Annotated in this window: 22 protein-coding genes and 2 pseudogenes; 23 read left to right on the top strand and 1 reads right to left on the bottom strand. The window is 35.8% G+C overall.

Annotated features, from left to right (window positions below; all coding sequences use genetic code 11):
• Positions 1-212: 212 nt before the first annotated feature.
• The 17 genes and pseudogenes from sufB to ABXT67_RS10940 all read left to right on the top strand — a co-directional run bounded on the left by sufB (position 213) and on the right by ABXT67_RS10940 (position 12,746).
• Entirely contained in the window at positions 213-1,664 is a 1,452-nt protein-coding gene (gene sufB / locus ABXT67_RS11020) for a Fe-S cluster assembly protein SufB (RefSeq protein ID WP_415374046.1), read from the top strand.
• 36 nt (positions 1,665-1,700) lie between these two features.
• Positions 1,701-2,465 (top strand): Fe-S cluster assembly ATPase SufC, encoded by a 765-nt coding sequence (gene sufC / locus ABXT67_RS11015; protein ID WP_415374045.1) that lies wholly within the window; start codon positions 1,701-1,703, stop codon positions 2,463-2,465.
• A 10-nt stretch (positions 2,466-2,475) separates the two neighbouring features.
• Positions 2,476-3,819: a Fe-S cluster assembly protein SufD gene (gene sufD / locus ABXT67_RS11010; protein WP_415374044.1), complete on the top strand. Its 1,344-nt coding sequence runs from the start codon at positions 2,476-2,478 to the stop codon at positions 3,817-3,819.
• Between the two features lie 32 nt (positions 3,820-3,851).
• Entirely contained in the window at positions 3,852-4,952 is a 1,101-nt protein-coding gene (locus ABXT67_RS11005; protein ID WP_415374043.1) for a P-loop NTPase, read from the top strand.
• Between the two features lie 78 nt (positions 4,953-5,030).
• Complete coding sequence (locus tag ABXT67_RS11000; RefSeq protein ID WP_415374042.1) at positions 5,031-5,351, top strand: DUF59 domain-containing protein; 321 nt, start codon at positions 5,031-5,033, stop codon at positions 5,349-5,351.
• A gap of 11 nt (positions 5,352-5,362) precedes the next feature.
• A complete protein-coding gene (locus tag ABXT67_RS10995; RefSeq protein ID WP_415374041.1) occupies positions 5,363-5,536 on the top strand; it encodes a hypothetical protein in 174 nt (57 codons plus the stop codon).
• Between the two features lie 28 nt (positions 5,537-5,564).
• Positions 5,565-6,104 carry a BrxA/BrxB family bacilliredoxin gene (locus ABXT67_RS10990; protein ID WP_415374040.1) on the top strand — a complete coding sequence of 180 codons (540 nt, stop codon included), beginning with the start codon at positions 5,565-5,567 and terminating at the stop codon, positions 6,102-6,104.
• A gap of 20 nt (positions 6,105-6,124) precedes the next feature.
• Complete coding sequence (locus ABXT67_RS10985; protein WP_415374039.1) at positions 6,125-6,601, top strand: RrF2 family transcriptional regulator; 477 nt, start codon at positions 6,125-6,127, stop codon at positions 6,599-6,601.
• A gap of 23 nt (positions 6,602-6,624) precedes the next feature.
• Positions 6,625-6,975, top strand: coding sequence for a 4Fe-4S binding protein (locus ABXT67_RS10980; protein ID WP_415374038.1), 351 nt, complete (start codon positions 6,625-6,627; stop codon positions 6,973-6,975).
• Entirely contained in the window at positions 6,975-7,934 is a 960-nt protein-coding gene (locus ABXT67_RS10975) for a WD40 repeat domain-containing protein (protein ID WP_415374037.1), read from the top strand. Before ABXT67_RS10980 ends, ABXT67_RS10975 begins: the two co-directional genes overlap by 1 nt.
• Before the next feature lie 58 nt (positions 7,935-7,992).
• Positions 7,993-8,376, top strand: a pseudogene (locus ABXT67_RS10970) (lipoyl synthase); the annotation flags it as partial.
• Positions 8,377-8,576: 200 nt separating this feature from the next.
• On the top strand, positions 8,577-9,029 hold the full coding sequence (locus tag ABXT67_RS10965) for an OsmC family protein (RefSeq protein WP_415374036.1): 453 nt from the start codon (positions 8,577-8,579) through the stop codon (positions 9,027-9,029).
• A gap of 38 nt (positions 9,030-9,067) precedes the next feature.
• Positions 9,068-10,153 carry a PSP1 domain-containing protein gene (locus ABXT67_RS10960; RefSeq protein ID WP_415374035.1) on the top strand — a complete coding sequence of 362 codons (1,086 nt, stop codon included), beginning with the start codon at positions 9,068-9,070 and terminating at the stop codon, positions 10,151-10,153.
• Positions 10,150-11,344: pseudogene (locus tag ABXT67_RS10955) on the top strand (aminotransferase class V-fold PLP-dependent enzyme). Before ABXT67_RS10960 ends, ABXT67_RS10955 begins: the two are co-directional and overlap by 4 nt.
• Before the next feature lie 5 nt (positions 11,345-11,349).
• Positions 11,350-11,772, top strand: coding sequence for a SufE family protein (locus ABXT67_RS10950; protein ID WP_415374034.1), 423 nt, complete (start codon positions 11,350-11,352; stop codon positions 11,770-11,772).
• Between the two features lie 250 nt (positions 11,773-12,022).
• Entirely contained in the window at positions 12,023-12,196 is a 174-nt protein-coding gene (locus ABXT67_RS10945) for a DUF6090 family protein (protein WP_415374033.1), read from the top strand.
• Positions 12,197-12,425: 229 nt separating this feature from the next.
• Positions 12,426-12,746, top strand: coding sequence for a hypothetical protein (locus tag ABXT67_RS10940; RefSeq protein WP_415374032.1), 321 nt, complete (start codon positions 12,426-12,428; stop codon positions 12,744-12,746).
• 347 nt (positions 12,747-13,093) lie between these two features.
• Here ABXT67_RS10940 and ABXT67_RS10935 read toward each other — a convergent pair whose 3' ends face one another.
• Positions 13,094-13,450, bottom strand: a complete 357-nt coding sequence (locus ABXT67_RS10935; RefSeq protein ID WP_415376985.1) for a reverse transcriptase domain-containing protein — start codon at positions 13,448-13,450, stop codon at positions 13,094-13,096.
• Positions 13,451-13,853: 403 nt separating this feature from the next.
• Here ABXT67_RS10935 and ABXT67_RS10930 point away from each other — a divergent pair, with 403 nt between their 5' ends.
• The 6 genes from ABXT67_RS10930 to ABXT67_RS10905 all read left to right on the top strand — a co-directional run bounded on the left by ABXT67_RS10930 (position 13,854) and on the right by ABXT67_RS10905 (position 20,319).
• The gene (locus ABXT67_RS10930; RefSeq protein ID WP_415374031.1) at positions 13,854-15,032 is read left to right on the top strand and encodes a glycosyl hydrolase; all 1,179 of its coding nucleotides are present in this window, start codon (positions 13,854-13,856) and stop codon (positions 15,030-15,032) included.
• A 192-nt stretch (positions 15,033-15,224) separates the two neighbouring features.
• Complete coding sequence (locus ABXT67_RS10925) at positions 15,225-15,767, top strand: DinB family protein (RefSeq protein WP_415374030.1); 543 nt, start codon at positions 15,225-15,227, stop codon at positions 15,765-15,767.
• A 125-nt stretch (positions 15,768-15,892) separates the two neighbouring features.
• Positions 15,893-16,936: a flavin monoamine oxidase family protein gene (locus ABXT67_RS10920; RefSeq protein WP_415374029.1), complete on the top strand. Its 1,044-nt coding sequence runs from the start codon at positions 15,893-15,895 to the stop codon at positions 16,934-16,936.
• A gap of 624 nt (positions 16,937-17,560) precedes the next feature.
• Positions 17,561-17,719: a hypothetical protein gene (locus tag ABXT67_RS10915; RefSeq protein WP_415374028.1), complete on the top strand. Its 159-nt coding sequence runs from the start codon at positions 17,561-17,563 to the stop codon at positions 17,717-17,719.
• 166 nt (positions 17,720-17,885) lie between these two features.
• The gene (locus ABXT67_RS10910) at positions 17,886-19,565 is read left to right on the top strand and encodes a hypothetical protein (RefSeq protein ID WP_415374027.1); all 1,680 of its coding nucleotides are present in this window, start codon (positions 17,886-17,888) and stop codon (positions 19,563-19,565) included.
• Between the two features lie 418 nt (positions 19,566-19,983).
• Positions 19,984-20,319, top strand: coding sequence for a gamma-glutamylcyclotransferase family protein (locus ABXT67_RS10905; protein ID WP_415374026.1), 336 nt, complete (start codon positions 19,984-19,986; stop codon positions 20,317-20,319).
• Positions 20,320-20,561 lie beyond the last annotated feature (242 nt).

Genomic DNA, 20,561 nt, shown 5'->3' with positions numbered 1-20,561 from the left:
CCCTCCATATATTTTTTGTTTATCCCAAAAAACAAATGATGTTCAAATAAAATATGTCCCTTTAAAAATCAAATAAACTCAGATTTTATATCCGTTAGTCTTATTTGTACTTTATTGTATAAAGTAATATATACTTTTTTGTATAAATAGGATATGATTTTATATCTTTGTTACATAAAGTTTGAATTTAACACCCGAAAATCAAATAAATTATGAGCAAAGATACCTCCACAGAAACGCTGGAAGATTATACTAAGAGTGATTACAAATATGGTTTTACCAGTAATATTGATACCGAACTTATCCCAAAAGGTTTAAATGAAGACACCATTCGATTAATATCTTCTAAAAAGGAGGAGCCGCAATGGTTGCTTGAATGGCGTTTAGAAGCATTTAGGCATTGGGAGACCATGACAGAACCCAAATGGCCGAATGTAAAATATTCACCAGTAAACTATCAGGACATCATTTATTATGCTGATCCAAAACCAAAAAAAATACTCAACAGCTTAGATGAAGTGGATCCTGAACTATTGAAAACATATGAGAAATTAGGTATTTCAATAATAGAGCAAAAACGATTAACAGGAGTTGCTATGGATATAGTCATAGACAGTGTATCTGTCGCAACCACTTTTAAGAAACAGCTTTCAGAACTAGGTATTATCTTTTGCTCCTTTGGTGAAGCTGTTCAGGAACATCCTGAACTCGTGAGAAAGTATATGGGATCGGTTGTGCCAACTTCTGATAATTTCTTTGCGGCCCTTAATTCGGCGGTCTTTACAGACGGGTCATTCTGCTATATTCCCAAAGGTGTGCGCTGCCCGATGGAGTTGTCCACGTATTTCCGCATCAATGCTGCCGGAACAGGTCAATTTGAAAGAACGCTGATTGTTGCCGAAGAAGGAAGCTATGTAAGTTACTTAGAAGGATGCACTGCTCCAATGCGTGACGAAAACCAATTGCATGCAGCAGTCGTAGAATTGATAGCATTGGATGATGCCGAAATAAAATACTCTACAATACAGAACTGGTATCCAGGAGATAAAGAAGGAAAAGGGGGTATCTATAATTTCGTAACCAAAAGAGGATTATGCGAAGGTGTCAGATCAAAAATCAGTTGGACACAAGTTGAAGCAGGCTCTGCCATTACCTGGAAGTATCCAAGTTGCATTTTAAAAGGCGACTATTCAACGGGTGAGTTTTATTCTGTAGCAGTTACTAATAATTTACAACAAGCTGATACAGGAACTAAAATGTGGCATATCGGTAAAAATACCAGCAGCACTATTATTTCTAAAGGTATCTCAGCAGGCCAAAGCGAAAATTCGTATAGAGGTTTGGTTAAAGTAGGAAAAAATGCAGAAAATGCTAAGAATTTTTCGCAATGTGATTCTTTATTAATGAGCGATATATGTGGTGCCCATACCTTCCCTTATCTCGAAATTGATAATGACACTGCTCAAATTGAACACGAAGCCACAACTTCTAAAGTAGGCGAAGACCAACTTTATTATTGTATGCAAAGAGGATTGAGCGAGGAGGATGCTATTAACCTTATCGTTAATGGTTATTGCAAGGATGTTTTTAATGAATTGCCTATGGAATTTGCAGTGGAAGCACAACAATTGCTTGCTGTAAGTTTAGAAAATAGTGTTGGATAAACTTGAATTACGTATTAAAATCTTAAATAAATTAACATGTTAATAATAAAAAATTTACACGCAGAAATTGAAGGAAAAAAAATATTAAATGGTATTAACCTTCAAATAAATGCTGGCGAAGTACACGCTATAATGGGACCAAACGGAAGTGGTAAAAGTACACTAGCACACGTTTTAGCAGGTCGAGAAGGCTATGAAATTACAGAGGGCAGTATTACCTATATGGGAAAAGACCTCATGGAATTATCAGTTGATGAACGCGCCAAGGAAGGAGTGTTTCAGGCATTTCAATACCCGATTGAAATACCAGGAGTAAGTACTGCTAACTTTCTTAAACATACCATTAATGCTGTTAGAAAACATCAAGAAAAGACGAAATTGAGTGCAAAGGAAATGCTACAATACATTAAAGAGAAGGCAAAAATGGTGGATATGGAAGCTGGTTTTTTAAGCCGTTCTCTAAATCAAGGGTTCTCGGGCGGTGAAAAAAAGCGCAATGAAATTTTACAAATGGCTGTATTAGAACCAACCCTTGCTGTGTTGGATGAAACGGATTCAGGGCTGGATATTGATGCGCTAAAAACAGTTGCTAATGGAGTGAATCAGCTAAAAACAAAAGACAATGCTTTTATGATAATTACGCACTACCAAAGGCTACTCGATTATATTATCCCCGATTTTGTTCACGTACTATACAATGGGCAAATCGTTAAATCAGGAGACAAAAAATTAGCATTGAAGCTGGAAGAAAAAGGATATGACTGGATCAAAGAAGAAGTAGCAGCATTAACAACATCTTAATAAGACAAGCATGACAACTCCAAAGACACGAGATAAAAATGATAGCAGGAAAAAGTTTATTGAACTATTCCAACAGTATGAAAATTCCCTAAACGGACAGAAAGATTATGCAGGGCATGCGATACAGAAAACTGCGATTCAACGCTTTAGCAATGATATGAATTTTCCAACCAGAAGAAACGAGGATTGGAAATACACCAATGTTACTCAGGTTCTTCAACCACTTTATGAACAACCCAAACCTGTTGACATTTCAGCCGAAGACATTAAGCCTTTTCTTTTTGAAGGGCTGGATGCATACGTGCTTGTTTTTGTGAATGGTACTTACAATAAAGAACTTTCCTCAAGGGAGGAATTATCAAAAAAAATTATAGTACAAGATATTTCGTCTGGTCTGCAAGAAGATGGACCGACAAAAGCAACAACTTCCGAATACTTGAATAGATGGGCAAGCGAAGTAAAAAATTCCTTTATGGTATTAAATACCGCCTTCGCTCAAAATGGCATCTATATGTGTGTGCCTGATGGTTTAGAGCTGGATCGCCCTGTTCATATACTAAATATAGCTTATACAGAAAAAGAGTCATCAGTGATCAGTCCGCAAAAAATAGTTGTAGCAGGAGAAAACAGTAAGATGACGGTTATTGAAACCTATCATAATCTCACTAATTCCGAACAAACTTATTTCACCAATACAGTTACACAGTTGGTTCTAAAAAGAAATGCGACTGTAGATCATTATAGAATTCAAGATGAAGATGAGACTGCATATTTTATCAATAATACTGAGATTGAACAGCTTAGAGATAGTACATACAGCTCTTACGCAGTAGATTTAGGCGGGAAATTAGTTAGGAATAACCTTAACTCCATTTTAAAAGACAGTGGAACAACTACTAATTTTTATGGACTTTACGTTGGTGTAAATAAGCAGCATATAGATAACCAAACCTTTATAGATCATGCACATCCTCATTGCGACAGCAACGAATTGTACAAAGGAATTCTTATGGATAAAGCTAAAGGTGTTTTTAATGGTAAAATAATGGTACGTCGGGATGCGCAAAAAACAAATGCATTTCAGCAAAACCACAGCCTTGTATTATCAAAAACCGCCAAGATGAATAGCAAACCCCAGTTGGAAATTTTTGCGGATGATGTGAAATGCAGTCACGGGGCAACCATTGGACAATTGAATAAAGAGGCATTGTATTATATGCGTTCCAGAGGCTTGTCTGAAAAAGAAGCCGTATCCATTTTAAAACAAGCTTTTTTAACAGAAATAACGGAGTTAATTAAGATGGATCCCGTGAAGGAAAAAGTAGAACAGATGCTTGTCGATAAGTTTAAGTAATTACTAGAAACACCAGTGAACTCATAAATAACATGCCTGAAATAACTAAAGAAGAGATACTAAAAATACTTACTAACGTCATTGAGCCTGACCTCAAAAGAAGCATTATTGAGTTAGGATTGGTGAACACTATTGATATTGAGGGCGATACAATTAGTTTTAGTGTTAAAATTAGTAGTCCTACAATGCATAGTAAAAAGATAGTAAAGGATGCTTGTATGGAGAGTCTTCTGCAAGCACTAGGTAGTAATATTAAGGTAGATATCGATATGCAAGCCCTGCCTGGTTTTAAGGATAGAGCTCCTGAATTGAGAACAATATTGCCTGGAGTTAAACATATTATTGCTATTGCCTCTGGAAAAGGTGGTGTAGGTAAATCTACTGTTGCAGCCAATCTTGCAGTAGCATTAAGCCAATTAGGAGCAAAAGTGGGCGTATTAGATGCTGATATTTATGGACCATCAATGCCACTTATGTTTGACTTAGTGAATAAAAAGCCTGTAGTTTCTAATGATTCTGGTCGAAATCTAATAGAACCAATTGTGTCTCATGGAGTAGGAATTTTGTCTATTGGTTTTTTTACTGAAGCTTCACAATCAGTTCCCTGGCGTGGACCTATGGTTTCCAAAGCGCTTACCCAATTATTTCAGGATACAGATTGGGGAAGTTTAGACTATCTGCTCGTAGATCTTCCACCAGGTACAGGCGATATTCACCTTACGCTAGTAGATAAAATTCCGCTTGCCGGAGCTATTGTAGTAAGTACACCACAAGAAGTAGCCCTTGCTGACGCCAGAAAAGGCATCGATATGTTTAGGATGCCCATGGTTAATGTTCCTGTACTTGGCTTAATTGAAAATATGGCATATTATATTCCAAAAGATAGTCCCGATAAAAAAGACTACATATTTGGAAAGGATGGTGCAAAAAAATTGGCGGAAGAAATGAATGTTCCGCTATTGGGCCAAATCCCTTTAATAACGGCAATACGAGAGGCGGGAGACATTGGTGCGCCCGCAGCATTAAATGAAAACACGATAGAAGGCAAAATATTTAAAGCCTTAGCCAACAATGTAATTGAATGCATAAAAAAACCAGGTGCTTTCTCACCAAAAGAAAAAGTGGAAGCATAAGCTTCAAAAGATAATACCTAAAGCATTGAACACAAATAATAATAATAATAATAATAATTGCTTTAATAAAAATACAATATGGAAGTAGCCGCTAAAACAGCCTTGGAAACAAAAGTCATAGATATTCTAAAAACATGCTATGATCCCGAAATCCCATCGGATATCTATTCGATCGGTCTTATCTACGATATTGCGATAGATGACGAAGCCAACGTTCATGTTTTGATGACCTTAACCTCCCCTTCCTGTCCAGTAGCCGAAACCTTGCCCCCGGAAGTAGAAGATCAAGTAAGGAGCGCCCCAGGAGTAAACACAGCTGTAGTAGAAATAACTTGGGAGCCGCCTTGGACAATGGATATGATGAGTGATGAAGCAAGGCTTGAATTGGATATGTTCTAAAAAGCAATAGTATGGCAAAATCATTGAACCATAGAAAAAAGAAAAAACTGACTTTACATGACATTGAAAAGTTTCCTGCGATAAAAATCAGGCTTGACTATAAAACAATGACAACTGTTAAAGATACACAGCAATTGGAAAAGTGGAAAGAACGTTATCCGGACGTTAAAATTATTACTAATTAAACTAATTACAAACCTTTAAATTTGAAATATGGCTTTTGCACCAAGACAAACACCTACCTATGAACCGGCAGCAGTAGAACCGATGAGAGAAGAACTAATAGCAACAGGTTGCAAGGAGTTCTTAACACCCGATGATGTCGACCAAGGACTCAACAGAAAAGATAATTCAACACAGTTAGTAGTGCTGAACTCTGTATGCGGATGTTCGGCAGGAACCGCAAGGCCTGGAGTTATGTTAGCCTTGCAAAACAACATTATACCAGATGCGTTATATACGGTATTTGCTGGTATGGAAAAAGATGCTGTTGACCAGTACAGGCAGCAGTATATGGCGAATTACATGCCCTCATCTCCTAGCATTGGGCTGTTTAAGAACGGGGAAGCAATTACTGTGTTGCATCGTTCTGATATTGAAGGTAATACAGCAGGGCAAATTGCTTCCACACTGGTCGAGGCATTTGAACGACTATGCAGTCGAAAAGGTCCATCGGTTTCTACAGAGGAATTTGAAAGAATAACTCAAGGTAAGTATGGGTGTAGCTCAAATTTACCTAAATTTAGGGAATAGATTAATTAAAACTTTCAATTATGAAAATCACTTCAGAAGACGAATATGGGCTAAGGATACTCCTTCGAATTGGTAAATGTCAGGACATGGATGGAATGAGCATACCTCAATTGAGTAAAGCGGAGGGCTTATCCCTTCCGTATGTGGGTAAAATCACCAGATCCTTGCGTATGTCGGGATTGATAACAAGTACCAGAGGACATAAAGGAGGCTACCTGTTGAGCAAACCTGCCATAGAGATTACAGTGAACGAAGCAATCAAAGCGCTGGGAGGTCAATTATACGATGCTAATTTTTGTGGCAACCACTCAGGGCAATTCCAAATATGCACTAACTCGGTGGATTGCTCCATCCGTTCACTTTGGACAATGGTGCAAAAAATGATTGATGGATTATTGGATAAAGTTACATTACACGAACTCATAGGTTCAGAAGAAAATACGGCCCTTACCCTTCAAAAAATTGTGGAGGAAAATATGAAGGAATTATTGAATTAAAGAGACCTTAAAAAAACGTTGCTATGGCGATAATAATTACAGACGAGTGCATCAATTGTGGGGCGTGTGAGCCAGAATGCCCTAATAATGCCATATATGAAGGTGCTGATTCTTGGCGCTTCTCTGATGGAACCGCTATGACCGGCTCAGTCAAAGGAAAAAACAGCGGGCTGGAAACTAACGTAGACGAAGTACAGGAACCCGTTTCAGATGAGTACTACTATATCGTAACCGATAAGTGTACGGAATGTGTGGGGTTTCATGATGAGCCACAATGTGCTGCGGTATGCCCTGTAGATTGTTGTGTAGACGATCCCAATTGGCGTGAAACGGAAGAAGAATTATTAGCAAAAAAAGAACAAATGCACTTGTAATGAACATGATAGCACAAATAGAAGTAGAGAAGTCAAAGCAATTCGAGGGACATAGTGGAGCCATTTATACGCTTGAACCGGCAAATGAAAGGCACTTGCTCTTTTCCGGTAGCAGCGATAACCTAGTGGTAGAATGGAATATGAAAAATCAAGAGCAAAACAAAGTTGTTGCTAAGTTACCTGCCAAAGCTCTGGCATTGAAATATGTTCTGGATAGAAATATATTACTTGTTGGCCAGTCCTTAGGAGGCGTTCATGTAATCGACCTAAACAAGAATGAAGAAGTAAAGCTGTTACAGCTTCATCGGCAATCCATTTATGATATCCAATATCTTCCAGAAAAAGAATGCTTTTGGGTAGCCGCTGGTGATGGGACACTTTCTGTATGGTCAATAAACGATTTCTCATTGATTACCGCATTACAACTTTGCGATAAAAAAATACGAAGTATCGCTTTCAATACTATTTTAAAAGAGACTGCCATTGGATGCGGTGATGGATCTATTCGGATTTATGACTTTGAGACCTACGAAGAAAAGAAAATTATTAAAGGACATGTTGATGACTTTTCGGTGAATGCAGTCTACTACCATCCAAACGGAAAACACCTTTTATCTGGTTCAAGAGATGCTTATTTGAATGTATGGGATGTTGAAAACGATTATACTTTAATCCATCATATTCCTGCCCATAACTATGCTATTTATAGCATAGTTTTCAGTCCCGATAAAAAGTTTTTTGCCACTGGAAGCAGGGATAAAACCATTAAAATATGGGATGCTAAAAACTTTGAGATGCTGTTACGTATCGATAAAGCACAATATGATGGACATACCCATTCAGTAAATAAACTTTTTTGGAGTGATTTAAATAATGATCTGATTTCAACTGGTGATGATAGAGCGATAATGGTATGGAAAATTATAAATTATAATAGCACACCCAAAGTACAAAGGTAATTACGAGAACTGATTAAAATTAATAGTATGTCAGAAATAGTTGAAGTAGAAAGGAAATATGCTAAAAAAAACCGATTGGCTTCGTGTAAAACTGCCGATGGGAAAAGAATATAAGGAAGTAAGACAAATCGTCTCCGAACATAAATTACATACCATTTGTGAGAGTGGTAGTTGCCCTAATATGGGTGAATGTTGGGGGAACGGAACAGTTGCCTTTATGATCTTAGGGAACACCTGTAAAAGATCTTGAGCATTTTGCAATGTTCATACTGGTAGACCTTCGCCCGTTGACTGGGAAGAACCTAAAATGGTTGCCGAATCTATTCGCTTGATAAAATTGAAACACGCTGTAATCACTTCGGTTGATAGAGTTAATTTGAAAGATGGCGGTTCTATGATATGGGCAGAAACCGTAAATGAAGTGAGAAAAGCATGCCCAGGAAATAATTAAGGATGTGGAAAAAGGAGAAAGTAGAAAGTAGAAAGTAGAAAATTAAAAAATTGGTTAGAGATTTTGTATTCTCCATTTGCCGAACATTCAGAACACGAGTCTTATTCAAAACCAACTCCCACAGCGAAGAAGAATTTTAGCATTTCTTGTTCGTCTTAAGTTCATAAAAAAACAATTAAAAACATAAAAACATGTCAGAACATAAAGTTTATTTGAGTTGGAAAAATGAAGGCGAAGATTTCTTATATAAAACCTATGATCGCAGCCATTTGTGGAAATTTGAAGGCGGAACTTTAATCAAAGCTTCTGCTGCTCCAGATTACCTAGGTAAAGCAGCGTTAGTAAACCCTGAAGAAGCTTTTGCTGCATCGCTGTCAAGCTGCCACATGCTCACATTTTTGGCTATTGCTTCCATGAAAAAATATAGGGTAGCAAGGTATGAAGATAATGCAGTAGCCATATTGGGCAAAAACGAAAAACGAAAAATGGGAGTAAAAACCTTGTATCTAAGACCGAATATCACCTTTGAAGGAGATATCATACCGGATAATACAACAATAGATGAAATGCACCACCGTGCCCACCAAGAATGTTTTATTGCCAATTCGGTTTTAACAGAGATAATTGTAGAGCCAGTATATTAAAGTATTAGAAAAAGGAACTAAATGATAGATTGACAAGTATGAATTTATACAATAGCCATGGTGCTCCATCAGAATTTGAAAATAATGAATCTTCTACAATCGATGGATATAGTCAATTAAATGTATATGATTGGCTTGCCAACATACCATTGCCTCCCAATCAACAAATATTCAACATTGTTGAAATCAAATTTAAAGGAGCGCGTAAAGATTTTTATTTGAAGCCTGAAAGTATGTCTCTTAAACAGACAGATATAGTAATTGTTGAAACCATTGGTGGGCATGACGTTGGGCATGTTTCATTAACCGGAGAATTGGTTAGGCTGCAATTAAAAAAACACAATATTCTTAAGGAAGAAGTCATAAGAAAAATCTATCGAAAGGCAACATCAGCGGATATTAAAAAATGGAAAACAGCAAAAGGTTTAGAGTCTAAAACGATGTATAAGGCACGCATGTTAGCTAAAGATTTAGACTTGAAGATGAAAATATGCGATGTTGATTACCAAGGAGATAACACTAAAGCCACATTCTATTATACAGCAGATAAACGGGTCGATTTCCGAGAACTAATTTTGGTATTGGCGGCAACATTTCATGTCAAAATAAAAATGCGCCAGATTAGTGTGTTGGAAGAGGCCAGTCGTTTAGGTGGCATTGGCACTTGCGGAAGAGAATTTTGTCATTCTACTTGGTTAACAGATTTTAATACTAAATCTACATTACACAATAAGAATAAAGATAAACAATGGACTGAATTCAAATGTTGCTTAATAGAAGATTGGGGAAATAAAAAATATTCTGCGGAGGTCAATAATCTTAACAGCATTAAAACGCTAAAAGGGATCGCACATCTTCAAAAAACAGATATTGAAAAACAAATAATGTGGTTTAGTTACCCCGATGAAGCCGATTTAATACCCATAAAAATAGCAAGGGCAAAAGAAGTTCAAACACTAATTAAAGAAGGGATGATTCTGAAAGATTTAAAGGAAGAGGTAGAAGCCATAATTGAGGAAGCAGCCATTAATAACATGTATAAATTTGCAAATGTTGTGGGGCAAGATAGTCTAACAAGATTCAATAAAAAAGGAAAAAACAAACGCAAAAAAGGAGGGAAATGATATTGACAAAAAACACAGAAAAAGTAAACTTTTTTGATGTTTATAAAATTCGAAAAGATTTTCCTATCCTTTCTCGGATGGTGAACGATAATCCATTAATTCATTTCGATAACGGTGCTACTACCCAGAAGCCGAGACATATGATTGACGCCATTGTAGCATGTTACACCACTCAGAACGCCAACATTTACGGAGCGTTCACCGCAGGAGTAAGGATGTAACCGATGTATCCGAAAATGCTCGTATTACGGTTCAAAAACATATCGGTGCTAAACATAAAACGAAATTATTTTTACAAGAGGAACTGCTGAAAGTATCAACTTTATAGCTACTGCATTTGGGAAAAAGAAGGTAAATGCTGGTGACGATATTATTGTGAGTGAGATGGAATATCACGGTAATATTCTTCCGTGGCAACAGTTATGCGAAGAGAAAAATGCCGTACTGAAAGTTATTCCAATGACCGACAGTGGGGAATTGCAGATGGACGAATACAAAAACTACTTTCTGAAAAAACAAGGCTGATTGCTATTGCTCACTCAAAAAATATTCCGGTGCTTTTAGATGGTACCCAATCAATCCCACATATAAAAGCTGATGTCCAAGATTTAGATGCAGATTTTTATTGCTTTAGTGGACACAAAGTGTATGCTCCAGCAGGAGTAGGTATTTTTTATGGAAAAGAAAAATGGCTTAAAAAACTTCCTAACTATCAAGTAAGACGTGGAAACATTAAAACTGTTTCATTCAATAAATCAGAATACGCAGAACCTACTCTCCGATTTGAGGCAGGTACTCCAAATATTGAAGGGGCATTGGTCTGGCAGCGGCACTTGATTACATCAACACACTTGGTATTGAAAACATTGCTGTTTATGAACAGGAACTACTGGAGTATGCTACAGAAAAACTTTCTGCAATTCACAATTTGCGGATTATTGGCACAGCAAAAGAAAAAGCAAGTGTAATTTCTTTTGTGGTAGAAGACATCCATCCGCTCGACATAGGAATACTCCTTGATGCACAAGGAATAGCAGTACGAACAGGACACCACTGTGAACAACCCATAATGGGACATTATCAAATGCCAGGGACTATTCGTGCAAGTTTTTATTTTATAATACAAAGGAAGAAATAGGTGTTTTCGCTAGCGCGATTGTTAAATCAATTAAACGGATAAATCAAAAATGATCAAGATGAAAACAATAGAAAATACAGAGCAGGAACTCGTTGAGGATTTTGCAGAGTTTGAGGATATGTTTGACAAATTTGGGTGCCTAATTGATTTAGGAAAAAACTTGAAAACATTAGATGAAGCACTGAAAAAGGACAACTGCATGATAAAAGGATGCCAAGCGCATGTGTGGCTACATAGTGAATTGAAAGACGGAAAAATTATTTTTCTTGCCGATGCGAATGCAGATTATGCGAAAGGACTTGTTGCCATGATGATTCATGTACTTTCAGGGCATACACCTGATGAAATTATTAATGCCCCGCTTAATTTTATTGAACGGATAGGATTTAAGAGTATGCTTTCAATGAAACGTGCCGGAGGATTGGAAAGCATGATAAAGCAAATGAAACTTGATGCGATGGTCTACAAAGCAAAAGATTGAGCAATTTGAAAATGAACAGGATTAGTGCCAGTAGTAACCATTTTTTTCTTTTCCTCACTTTTATCCATATTTCAAATATATGTGAGTAATTTTTACATTTATTAGATTAAATATTTTTGTAAACACCACCAATACATTGTAAAAATACTTTGCACATCCAGTTAGTAAATATTTATTAAATTAGCTTTTAACTCCCGCAATTATTCATATCCAATAACAATAGTCTGTGTAAAAGAAACTAAATAAACCAATGGTGAAATTTCTTAGAAAAATTAGACAAAAAATGCTGACTGAAAACAAGTTCAGCAAATATCTGATTTATGCAATTGGCGAAATAATACTTGTTGTTCTTGGGATTTTAATTGCTTTGGCTATTAATAACTGGAATGAAAATAACAACGAGAAAAAAATGCCACAATATTAGCTGAATCCTTACTTGCAGATTTGGTTAAGGATACAGCATCCTTAAATAATGCCATGAACTTTAATGCCAAAAAAGAGGAAACAATTATAAATTTTATCTCAATAATACATTTACCAAAGGAATGTCGACAACTTTTACGGCTTTTCCTTTTGAACCAACAGATGGCAATTATTCATAACTGAAATCAACCGACTATTTAAGGTTCTTGAATCAAGGTTTAGTGAATAAAATGAATGAATATGACAATCAAGTAAAGAAAACCATTTTTCGAGATGAACTAATAGAAATAGCAGCATGGGAGGTAGTTCCTTTTGCAAATACAATTGTAAATTTTGAAGTAACAGGCTACCTTCGTTTCAATAAACCAATTACACACAATCCTTATATTAAATTAAATGACCAAGCGACAAAAGGCATATTTATCAATAAAATTTTGACTGTCAAAATAATCATGGGTCGTTCTTTAGAAGACTATAATTTACCATCAAGAAAAGCGGAGGATTTAATTAAAGAATTAAAAAAAATTGAGACAAATAATGTAGAAAATTAATTGACAAATAATCCGAAAAAAAAATAACGCCACACAATCGAGAAGACGGCTCCACCTATAATTGATGCAGTGCGCCTCTCACACCAACGCATCCCGTAATAACTACGGGACAGGCTATACGCAATTACCTTGGTCCTTTAACCGCTATTGCTACTAGCAATACCACTCAGGAACGTATGCGGCGGTTCAAGAATGATATGATCGCTTATAGTATTCCCGCATACTTAAATAACCACATTGCTTGCTTCTGGCTATTGTCACTGTTGTGATTAATATAGGGCTTTTTGCTACTGCCCATCCTCCCATATTGGTTCGACTCCACACATAGGCTTGGTCTGGTTTTATACCTAACTGTATGAGGTTATTCCTCTTACGCTCTGGCTTCTTCCAATGATGCCATATGCAGTAATACAAACGATTGCGTAACCAGTCATCAAGCTTTTAAGCTTGGTTTGAATAGAGGCTCTGAGAAACTGTAGTATTAACTTCATCATATAAACACATCTAACCTTCTTGTAAATAAATGACAGTAATATATCGTGGTCGACCTCGTCAAAAAATGACTTTAAATCAATATATACAATGTGTTGATTACCCTCATTAATATATACCAGATACTCTGTAAGCGCTTGATTTTCAATGCGCTTAAGGCGAAAACGGAAGCTGTTGCTTTGGACGTCTCTCTCAAAAATAGGCTCCAGCACTTGTTGTGCAGCTTGTTGGAACACCCTTACGGGAGAAATATGTGTTCCGCTCTTGTTTTAGGGTAGTGGGCAAGTCATAGAACGTATTGCCTTCTGCACCGCAAGAACCTTTGTTAGCGTATCCTTTCCTGTACGCTTGTTCTAGATTTTCTTTTTACAATAGTTCTTTAATCATACTATAAATAATAATTGCTCCACTTACTCAAAGGCTACCTTACATCTAGAAAAAATTTGTTCTTTTGTGACCTAAATACCAATGCATAATTTCATACTTTTAGTCTTTATTAAACAAATTCTGCTCATGCGGAACACACACAACAATTATGACTGAATAGGCACTCACCTAGCCTACTTTGCATATCGAAACCGTTACCCCCAATTGTGAAATTTTCAAAATGTAAAAATGGAAAGACAAGTCAAATTATACAACTGCGAAATGCTTCAAAATTTAAACGTCACTAAAATAATCAAACAGTTTAGGATTGTTTTATTTGTGGCTGCCTTGATAAATCCAATAAGGCAATTTCTATTTGCACAAGAAAAAAAGGAGTTAGTAGAAGTAAAATCCAATCCAACCATAGCAGAAATGCTGTCTGAGATTAAAACTCAGGTTAATCCTGAATATGTGTACAAATATGAAAAGACAAAATTTGTACCCCCTAACGGAAAAACGTTGCTGATTATGGGACAAACCGTGGAAAGTATCAATGAGTATTTAAACCATTTCCCAGATGAAAAGAAACCAAGTGGCTGGTCAGCTTATTGGGGAATTCCAGAATTTAAAGCTATTACTGAATCTTATAAAAATAAAACTGGGGGTACACAAAATCACCAAATGCTGATTGATAGCTTTCCAAATACTGTTGTGCAAAGTGCTATGTGGATGGTAGGTAAATGGGATGTAGCGAAAAAAGCTAGAAAAGGAGATTACGATAAGGTAGTCAAGCAATACGCAGCTTGGGCGAAAACCACTAACAGACCAATCTACTTAAGAATTGGTTATGAGTTTGATGGAATTCATAATGAATTGGAACCCAAAGAGTACGTAAAAGCATATCGAAGAATTGTTGACCTAATTCGAGCTGAAGGCGCAGAAAATATCGCATTCGTTTGGCATTCATACGCCAGCAAGACATACAAAGATTATCCGTTGTCAAATTGGTATCCTGGTGATGATTATGTAGACTGGGTTGGCATCTCAGTATTTGGCCATGCGTATGGCGGTGATGACTTTGGTACATATTGTAATACCGTTCTGAAATTTGCTAAACAATGCAAAAAACCAATAATAATTGCAGAGTCTAACCCGATCTTTGGTATTGAAAAGGACAATATTGATGCCTGGAATAAGTGGTTTGTCAATTTTTTCACTTTCGCGTATAATAAGAATATCAAAGCCATTAGCTTTATAAATGAAGATTGGAGTCGCACTGCAATTGATGGTATTTCGGAGTGGAAAGACGGACGTCTTTATAACAATGAAAAAATTTCTAAGGCTTGGTTCATGGAAACAAATAAAGATCGCTATTTGAAGCAATCACCAGAACTCTTTGAGATGCTAGGATACGATGAAAAAAATTAAATTCTAATCATTTTTATGGTTAGAATTTAAGAAACATTAGGTCATAAATAATTCCTCAATTTCAGGAAAAATAAGTCACTATACTTATAATAAAAATTGGGGCTATCAAAGAATTGTAGTGAAAACAAGTAACCACACATTACCATCTATTGAGGAAAATACTCTAAAAAGAAAAAACGTAATTTAAATATCATGAAACGCATACTTATCCTAACGACCCTTGCGCTATTTAGTTCGGTTACATTACCCCTGCTTGCGCAACAGGATCCTTTTATTAAGGAATATTTAGAGCGATTAGAAAATTCAAGAAAATATTTAATTGTTGTCGCAGAAATGATGCCTGAGGACAAATATGGCTTTAGAGCATCACCAGACTCTATGACCTTTGCCGAAAACTTAATGCACATAGGATATGCGATAGATTGGCATAGTCAATCATTGTTAGGTGGACGAGAATCTAAAGATTGGAAAACTGACACAATTTTTAAGGTCGCCAATACATCTAAAGAACAAATGATTGCTACAATTAATAAGACATTTGATGAAACCATAAAATTAATACAACAATTTGATACCACTCGATTTGATGACGCGCTAGACTATTTCGGATTGAATAGGACAAAGCGACAAATTTTCTTATTACTTGCCGACCACATAACACATCACAGAGGACAAATGCTTGTTTATATAAGACTAAATGGACTGGTTCCTCCTAGATATGTTTTGTTTCAATAACGCACATACACCTTATCACGAATTCCTAACCAATTAACTATTGCCCTATTCAGGAAATAAAACCCTAAAAAACATTAATGACTGATGTGGAGGCAGTTTAATATTCACTTCAGTATTTTTACCATATGATAGTAATAATTGGAGCAGGCTTATCGGGGCTTTTAACTGGTTACCGCTTGAAAAAAGAAGGCATCCCGTTTAAGATTCTAGAAGCAAGAAATAGAATTGGTGGAAGAATTAATACGCTTTATGGAACAAACAATACGCCTATTGAAATGGGCGCAACTTGGTTCACTAACCAACATTCACATCTTATAACACTCCTGGAAGAATTAGGAATTGATCACTTTGAACAATATATGGATCGCAGTGTATTCCATCAACCCTATGCAAATTCTCCATTACAAACAATACAAATCCCTAGTCAGTCGCCTAGTTTCAGAATTTCCGGAGGCACGTCCAATCTTATAAATACCTTATTTCAAAAATTAGATAAAAACGATGTCCTACTTAATCATTCCGTAACAGGCATTAACTTCCATAATAATTGGGTTCAAGTAATTGCGAAAGAAGTCTTTGAAGGCGATATGGTTGTTTTAGCCATTCCTCCTAAATTGTGGGCGAAAAAAATTAGATTTGAGCCTCTTTTACCAAGTGATTTAATGAATATTGCCAAACAAACGCATACTTGGATGGAAGACTCCATAAAGATTGCCTTAACTTATAACCACCCTTTTTGGGAACAAGACAATATCCCTAGAACTTTATTCAGTAATGCAGGCCCTATTACTGAATTATATGATCATTGTAATCACAACAAGTCAAAATACGCGCTTTGTGGATTTATAAATTCATCCTTTAAGAATGTTACTTATAAAGAAAGGCGCGCTCTTGTAATTAATCAAATAACACAAGTTTTTGGGAAGAAAGCGGAAGGATTTATTAATTATGAGGAATGCGTGTGGAGCAAAGAAGAAAATACCTTTGAATCATCTGACACTTTGCTTTTTCCACATCAAAATAATGGAAACCCTATTTATAGCACCTCTTTTTTTGATGACAAATTGTTTATTTCCAGCGCTGAATCATCTTCAGAATTTCCTGGATATATGGACGGCGCAGTATATTCTGCAAATGAAATATTAAAAAAAATAATAAAAACCCGTTAAAGGTTATAGCTTGTTTCGTGCATCTGTGTAACTCAGAAAGCCCTACCATATATGCTGGCCTATTTCGCCATAGTAGCGAATAGTTAATAAGGGCGAAAAGCGCCTGTTTTTGTAGATTTATTTTTCTTTTGGCTGGATTTCATTTTTTTACTTAGTCTATTTAACGATTCTGGCAGTAATAGAAAATCATAGGCTTCCTATTCGGTTTTTATTTGCTAAATTAGGAACGAAATCGAACAAGGACAAGAACGCTGTTCTAAAACAAGCTATAGGTATCCTCTTTTTTTATTTAAAAATATTTGTTGCAAATTAAAGAAACGCGTTAAAGCAAAATCGCATAAGTATAAACCAGCGCTATTTTTTAACAGCATATAAACTGACTAAAATAAACGTGATTAAACAATAAAGTTTAACCAATGAAATATTATGCTCCTAAGAATGCATCATTCCTATAATAACTAATGATCAAGTTTGCTTTACTTTGAACAATAAAAACCTATTTATGAGCCCAGGAGAAGGTTGGCACACAAATGTAAATCTGCCTCATAGTGTAAAAAAAATGAAGGTCAAACCAATCGTGTACATCTAGTTATAAATTGTGTTAGAAATAAGTAATCAGACGGTTTGTTTGAATCTGTAGGGTATGACTTTTCTCAAAAACAAGAAGTAGAAGAAATAATATCTAAAGAAACCTCAGCAAGAATGATTGAAGAACTTGAATTTCAAAACACACCAGCAGCACGATTATTAATAGATCAATTAAAACATAAAAACAATTTATAACTATCGAAAATTATACACTTTTGTATTTTAATTTATATAGTGCTTGCTAAAAATTAAATAAGTTAGCACTCTAAACGTTAGATCATAACGTCTAAACAAAACCAATTGATTCCTTCAATAAAAAAGATTCAACAAGCAAAATACTTTCAAAAAAAATCTCCGCAAAATGAAACTAACGACTACCCTACTCGCACTTCTAGTAACGCTCCTTATTAGCTGTCAAACTAACCAGAAAGAAGAAACCCCAGAAATCAAAAAAACTAACACAGCAAATTTTACGACAAATGATTGTGCAGCATTAGTTGCATTATTTGAAGAATGGAGAACCTTTGAAAAACCATCGCTTCTTGATGGAGCTCCAGATTATACCGCGGCAAATTTTAAAAAGCGTTTGCCAAGGTTTAAAGAATTACAGTCACGATTACAATCTATTGACACCACAAAATGGCAAGTAGAAAATAAAGTGGATTGGATGCTCGTATGGGCAGAAATGAACGGCTATGATTTTAACGATCGGGTTTTAAAACCTTGGGCTCGTGATCCTGCTTTTTATAAATCGGTTTGGACGTACCGAAGCGATGTGCCAGCTCACGAAGGTCCAACAAACCATGGAACGACTGAACTATGGACCTATACATTTCCGCTATCCAAAGAAGAAAGAAGTAACATCCTGGCAGATCTAAAAATAATTGCGCCATTAAATGCCCAAGCAAAAAATAATTTAACAGGAAATGCTCGGGATTTATGGGTTACTGGTATTCGAGATATTCAAAATCAAAGTGTCGTGCTTACTGAACTCAAAAACAAAGTTACCGTTAAAGAGGATACTGAATTAGTTTCGGTAATTGATGAGGCTATCGTGTCGACGAATGATTTTGTTTCTTGGTTGCAGGCTGAAGCCGAATCAAAAACCGGTCCTTCAGGAATTGGTAAAGAAAATTATACTTGGTATTTACAGAATGTGCACTTGGTACCATTAACTTGGGATGATGAAGTTATGATTTTAAAACGTGAGCTAGCTCGTGCTTGGTCTTCGTTAAAATTAGAAGAGCATCGAAATAGAAACCTACCAGAATTAGTTGCTGCAGATTCCCCTGATGCTTATGATAAAATGGCTGAAGCAGCTGCCAAAAGCTTGATGGATTTTTTAGACCAGCAAGACATCCTTACCGTAAAACCGTATTTTGAACCTGCTTTGCGTGAGCATTTAGGCGAATATATACCAAAGGAGAAACGAAACTTTTTCTCAATTGGTGCGCATTTTGATCCCAGACCCTTATACTCGCATTTTTACCATTGGTTTGAATTAGCCCGCATGGATAATGAGCCACACAAAAGTGAAATAAGAAAAGGCCCTTTATTATATAACATTTTTGACTCTAGAAATGAAGGGACCGCCACAGCAGTTGAAGAGCTATTTATGCAGGCTGGTTTGTACGATGATAGTCCAAGAACCAAAGAGATTGTATATACAATGATTGCCCAGCGCGCTGCAAGGGGCTTAGGCTCATTATATGCGCATGCCAATGAAATGACCATGGAAGAAGCTGGAGGTATTCATAGCGAATACACCCCTCGTGGTTGGATGAAAACCGAAAAAGAGCTCCTCATTTTTGAGCAACATTTGTATTTGCGCCAACCAGGATATGGAACAAGTTATATTACTGGTAAATATTTATTAGAAAATGCTTTAGCAGATTATGCCAGAATACAAGAATTACAAGGCAAACCTTTTGATTTAAAAACCTTTTTTGACACCTTAAATAGTATTGGCAACATCCCTATTTCTTTAGGCCATTGGCAAATGACTGGATCTAATAATCATTTGAAAATCATTAATGATTAAATCTTATTGTTTTATTAAAAGTAAGGCTTGGAGCGCAAAAAAATATCGCAGATAGGCACTATTGTGAAGCGTTAAACTATTATATAATTCTGATAAAACGAAAAGCAATTAAAAGTTGCTTTTCGTTTTATTGAGCGTTCTTTCTTTCCGACTTTTTTAGCATTCAACCATTCCCTTTAAAAAAAATATGAATGATAAATTAGTTGGCTATCAATTTCATTATTGCTTTATAAACTTGAATGTAGCTCGCTCAACCGAAGCCTCCAAAGAGATAAAATAGGTGCCTGATTGTAAATTTGAAACACCCTTCGAAAAAACCTGAATGCTGAACAAAAGAGTTGGCTTTTTTACTATCTTAGCCCTTAAGCAAGAAAACCACACAAGAAAACATTGGTTAGCAAATTGAAAAAAACCGCAAATGAAAGAACTGCTATTTTCATATGGAACACTGCAACTCAAAAAAGTACAAATAGAATCTTTTGGAAGAAAATTGAATGGAACTAAAGAGCGACTCAAGAGTTTCAAAATTGAACAACTAAAAATCACAGATCCTTTAGTTCTTTTAAAAAGTGAAAAAGAATTTCATCCTATTGCAATACCTACAAACGACGAAAAAGATGAAATCAATGGAACACTTTACAAAATATCGCTACAAGAACTTAAAAAAGCAGATGACTACGAAGTATCTGATTATGTAAGAATAAAAGCTACTTTCGAATCTGGAAAAAAAGGTTGGATTTATATAAAATCATAGCGCAATTTTAAACACCAAAAGGATTGGCATTAAATGTATATTTTATCAAAAAAAATATGTCTTTTAACTTGTTGAAAAAAATTGTTTTTCAAATACGCTTATTTAAACTGTCTTAAACATCAAGAAAAGGAATAGCCAAAAACAGGTATAACACTCTTGATGCACATTTAAAAAAATACTAAAGAAATATAAAAAAGTATCTAGCTGTTACCAACCATTGGAATATTAATCTTAGTTGGACT

The sequence above is a fragment of the Patiriisocius sp. Uisw_017 genome, from assembly GCF_047731265.1.
GTDB lineage: Bacteria > Bacteroidota > Bacteroidia > Flavobacteriales > Flavobacteriaceae > Patiriisocius.
This window is presented reverse-complemented; position numbering and strand designations above follow the sequence as displayed.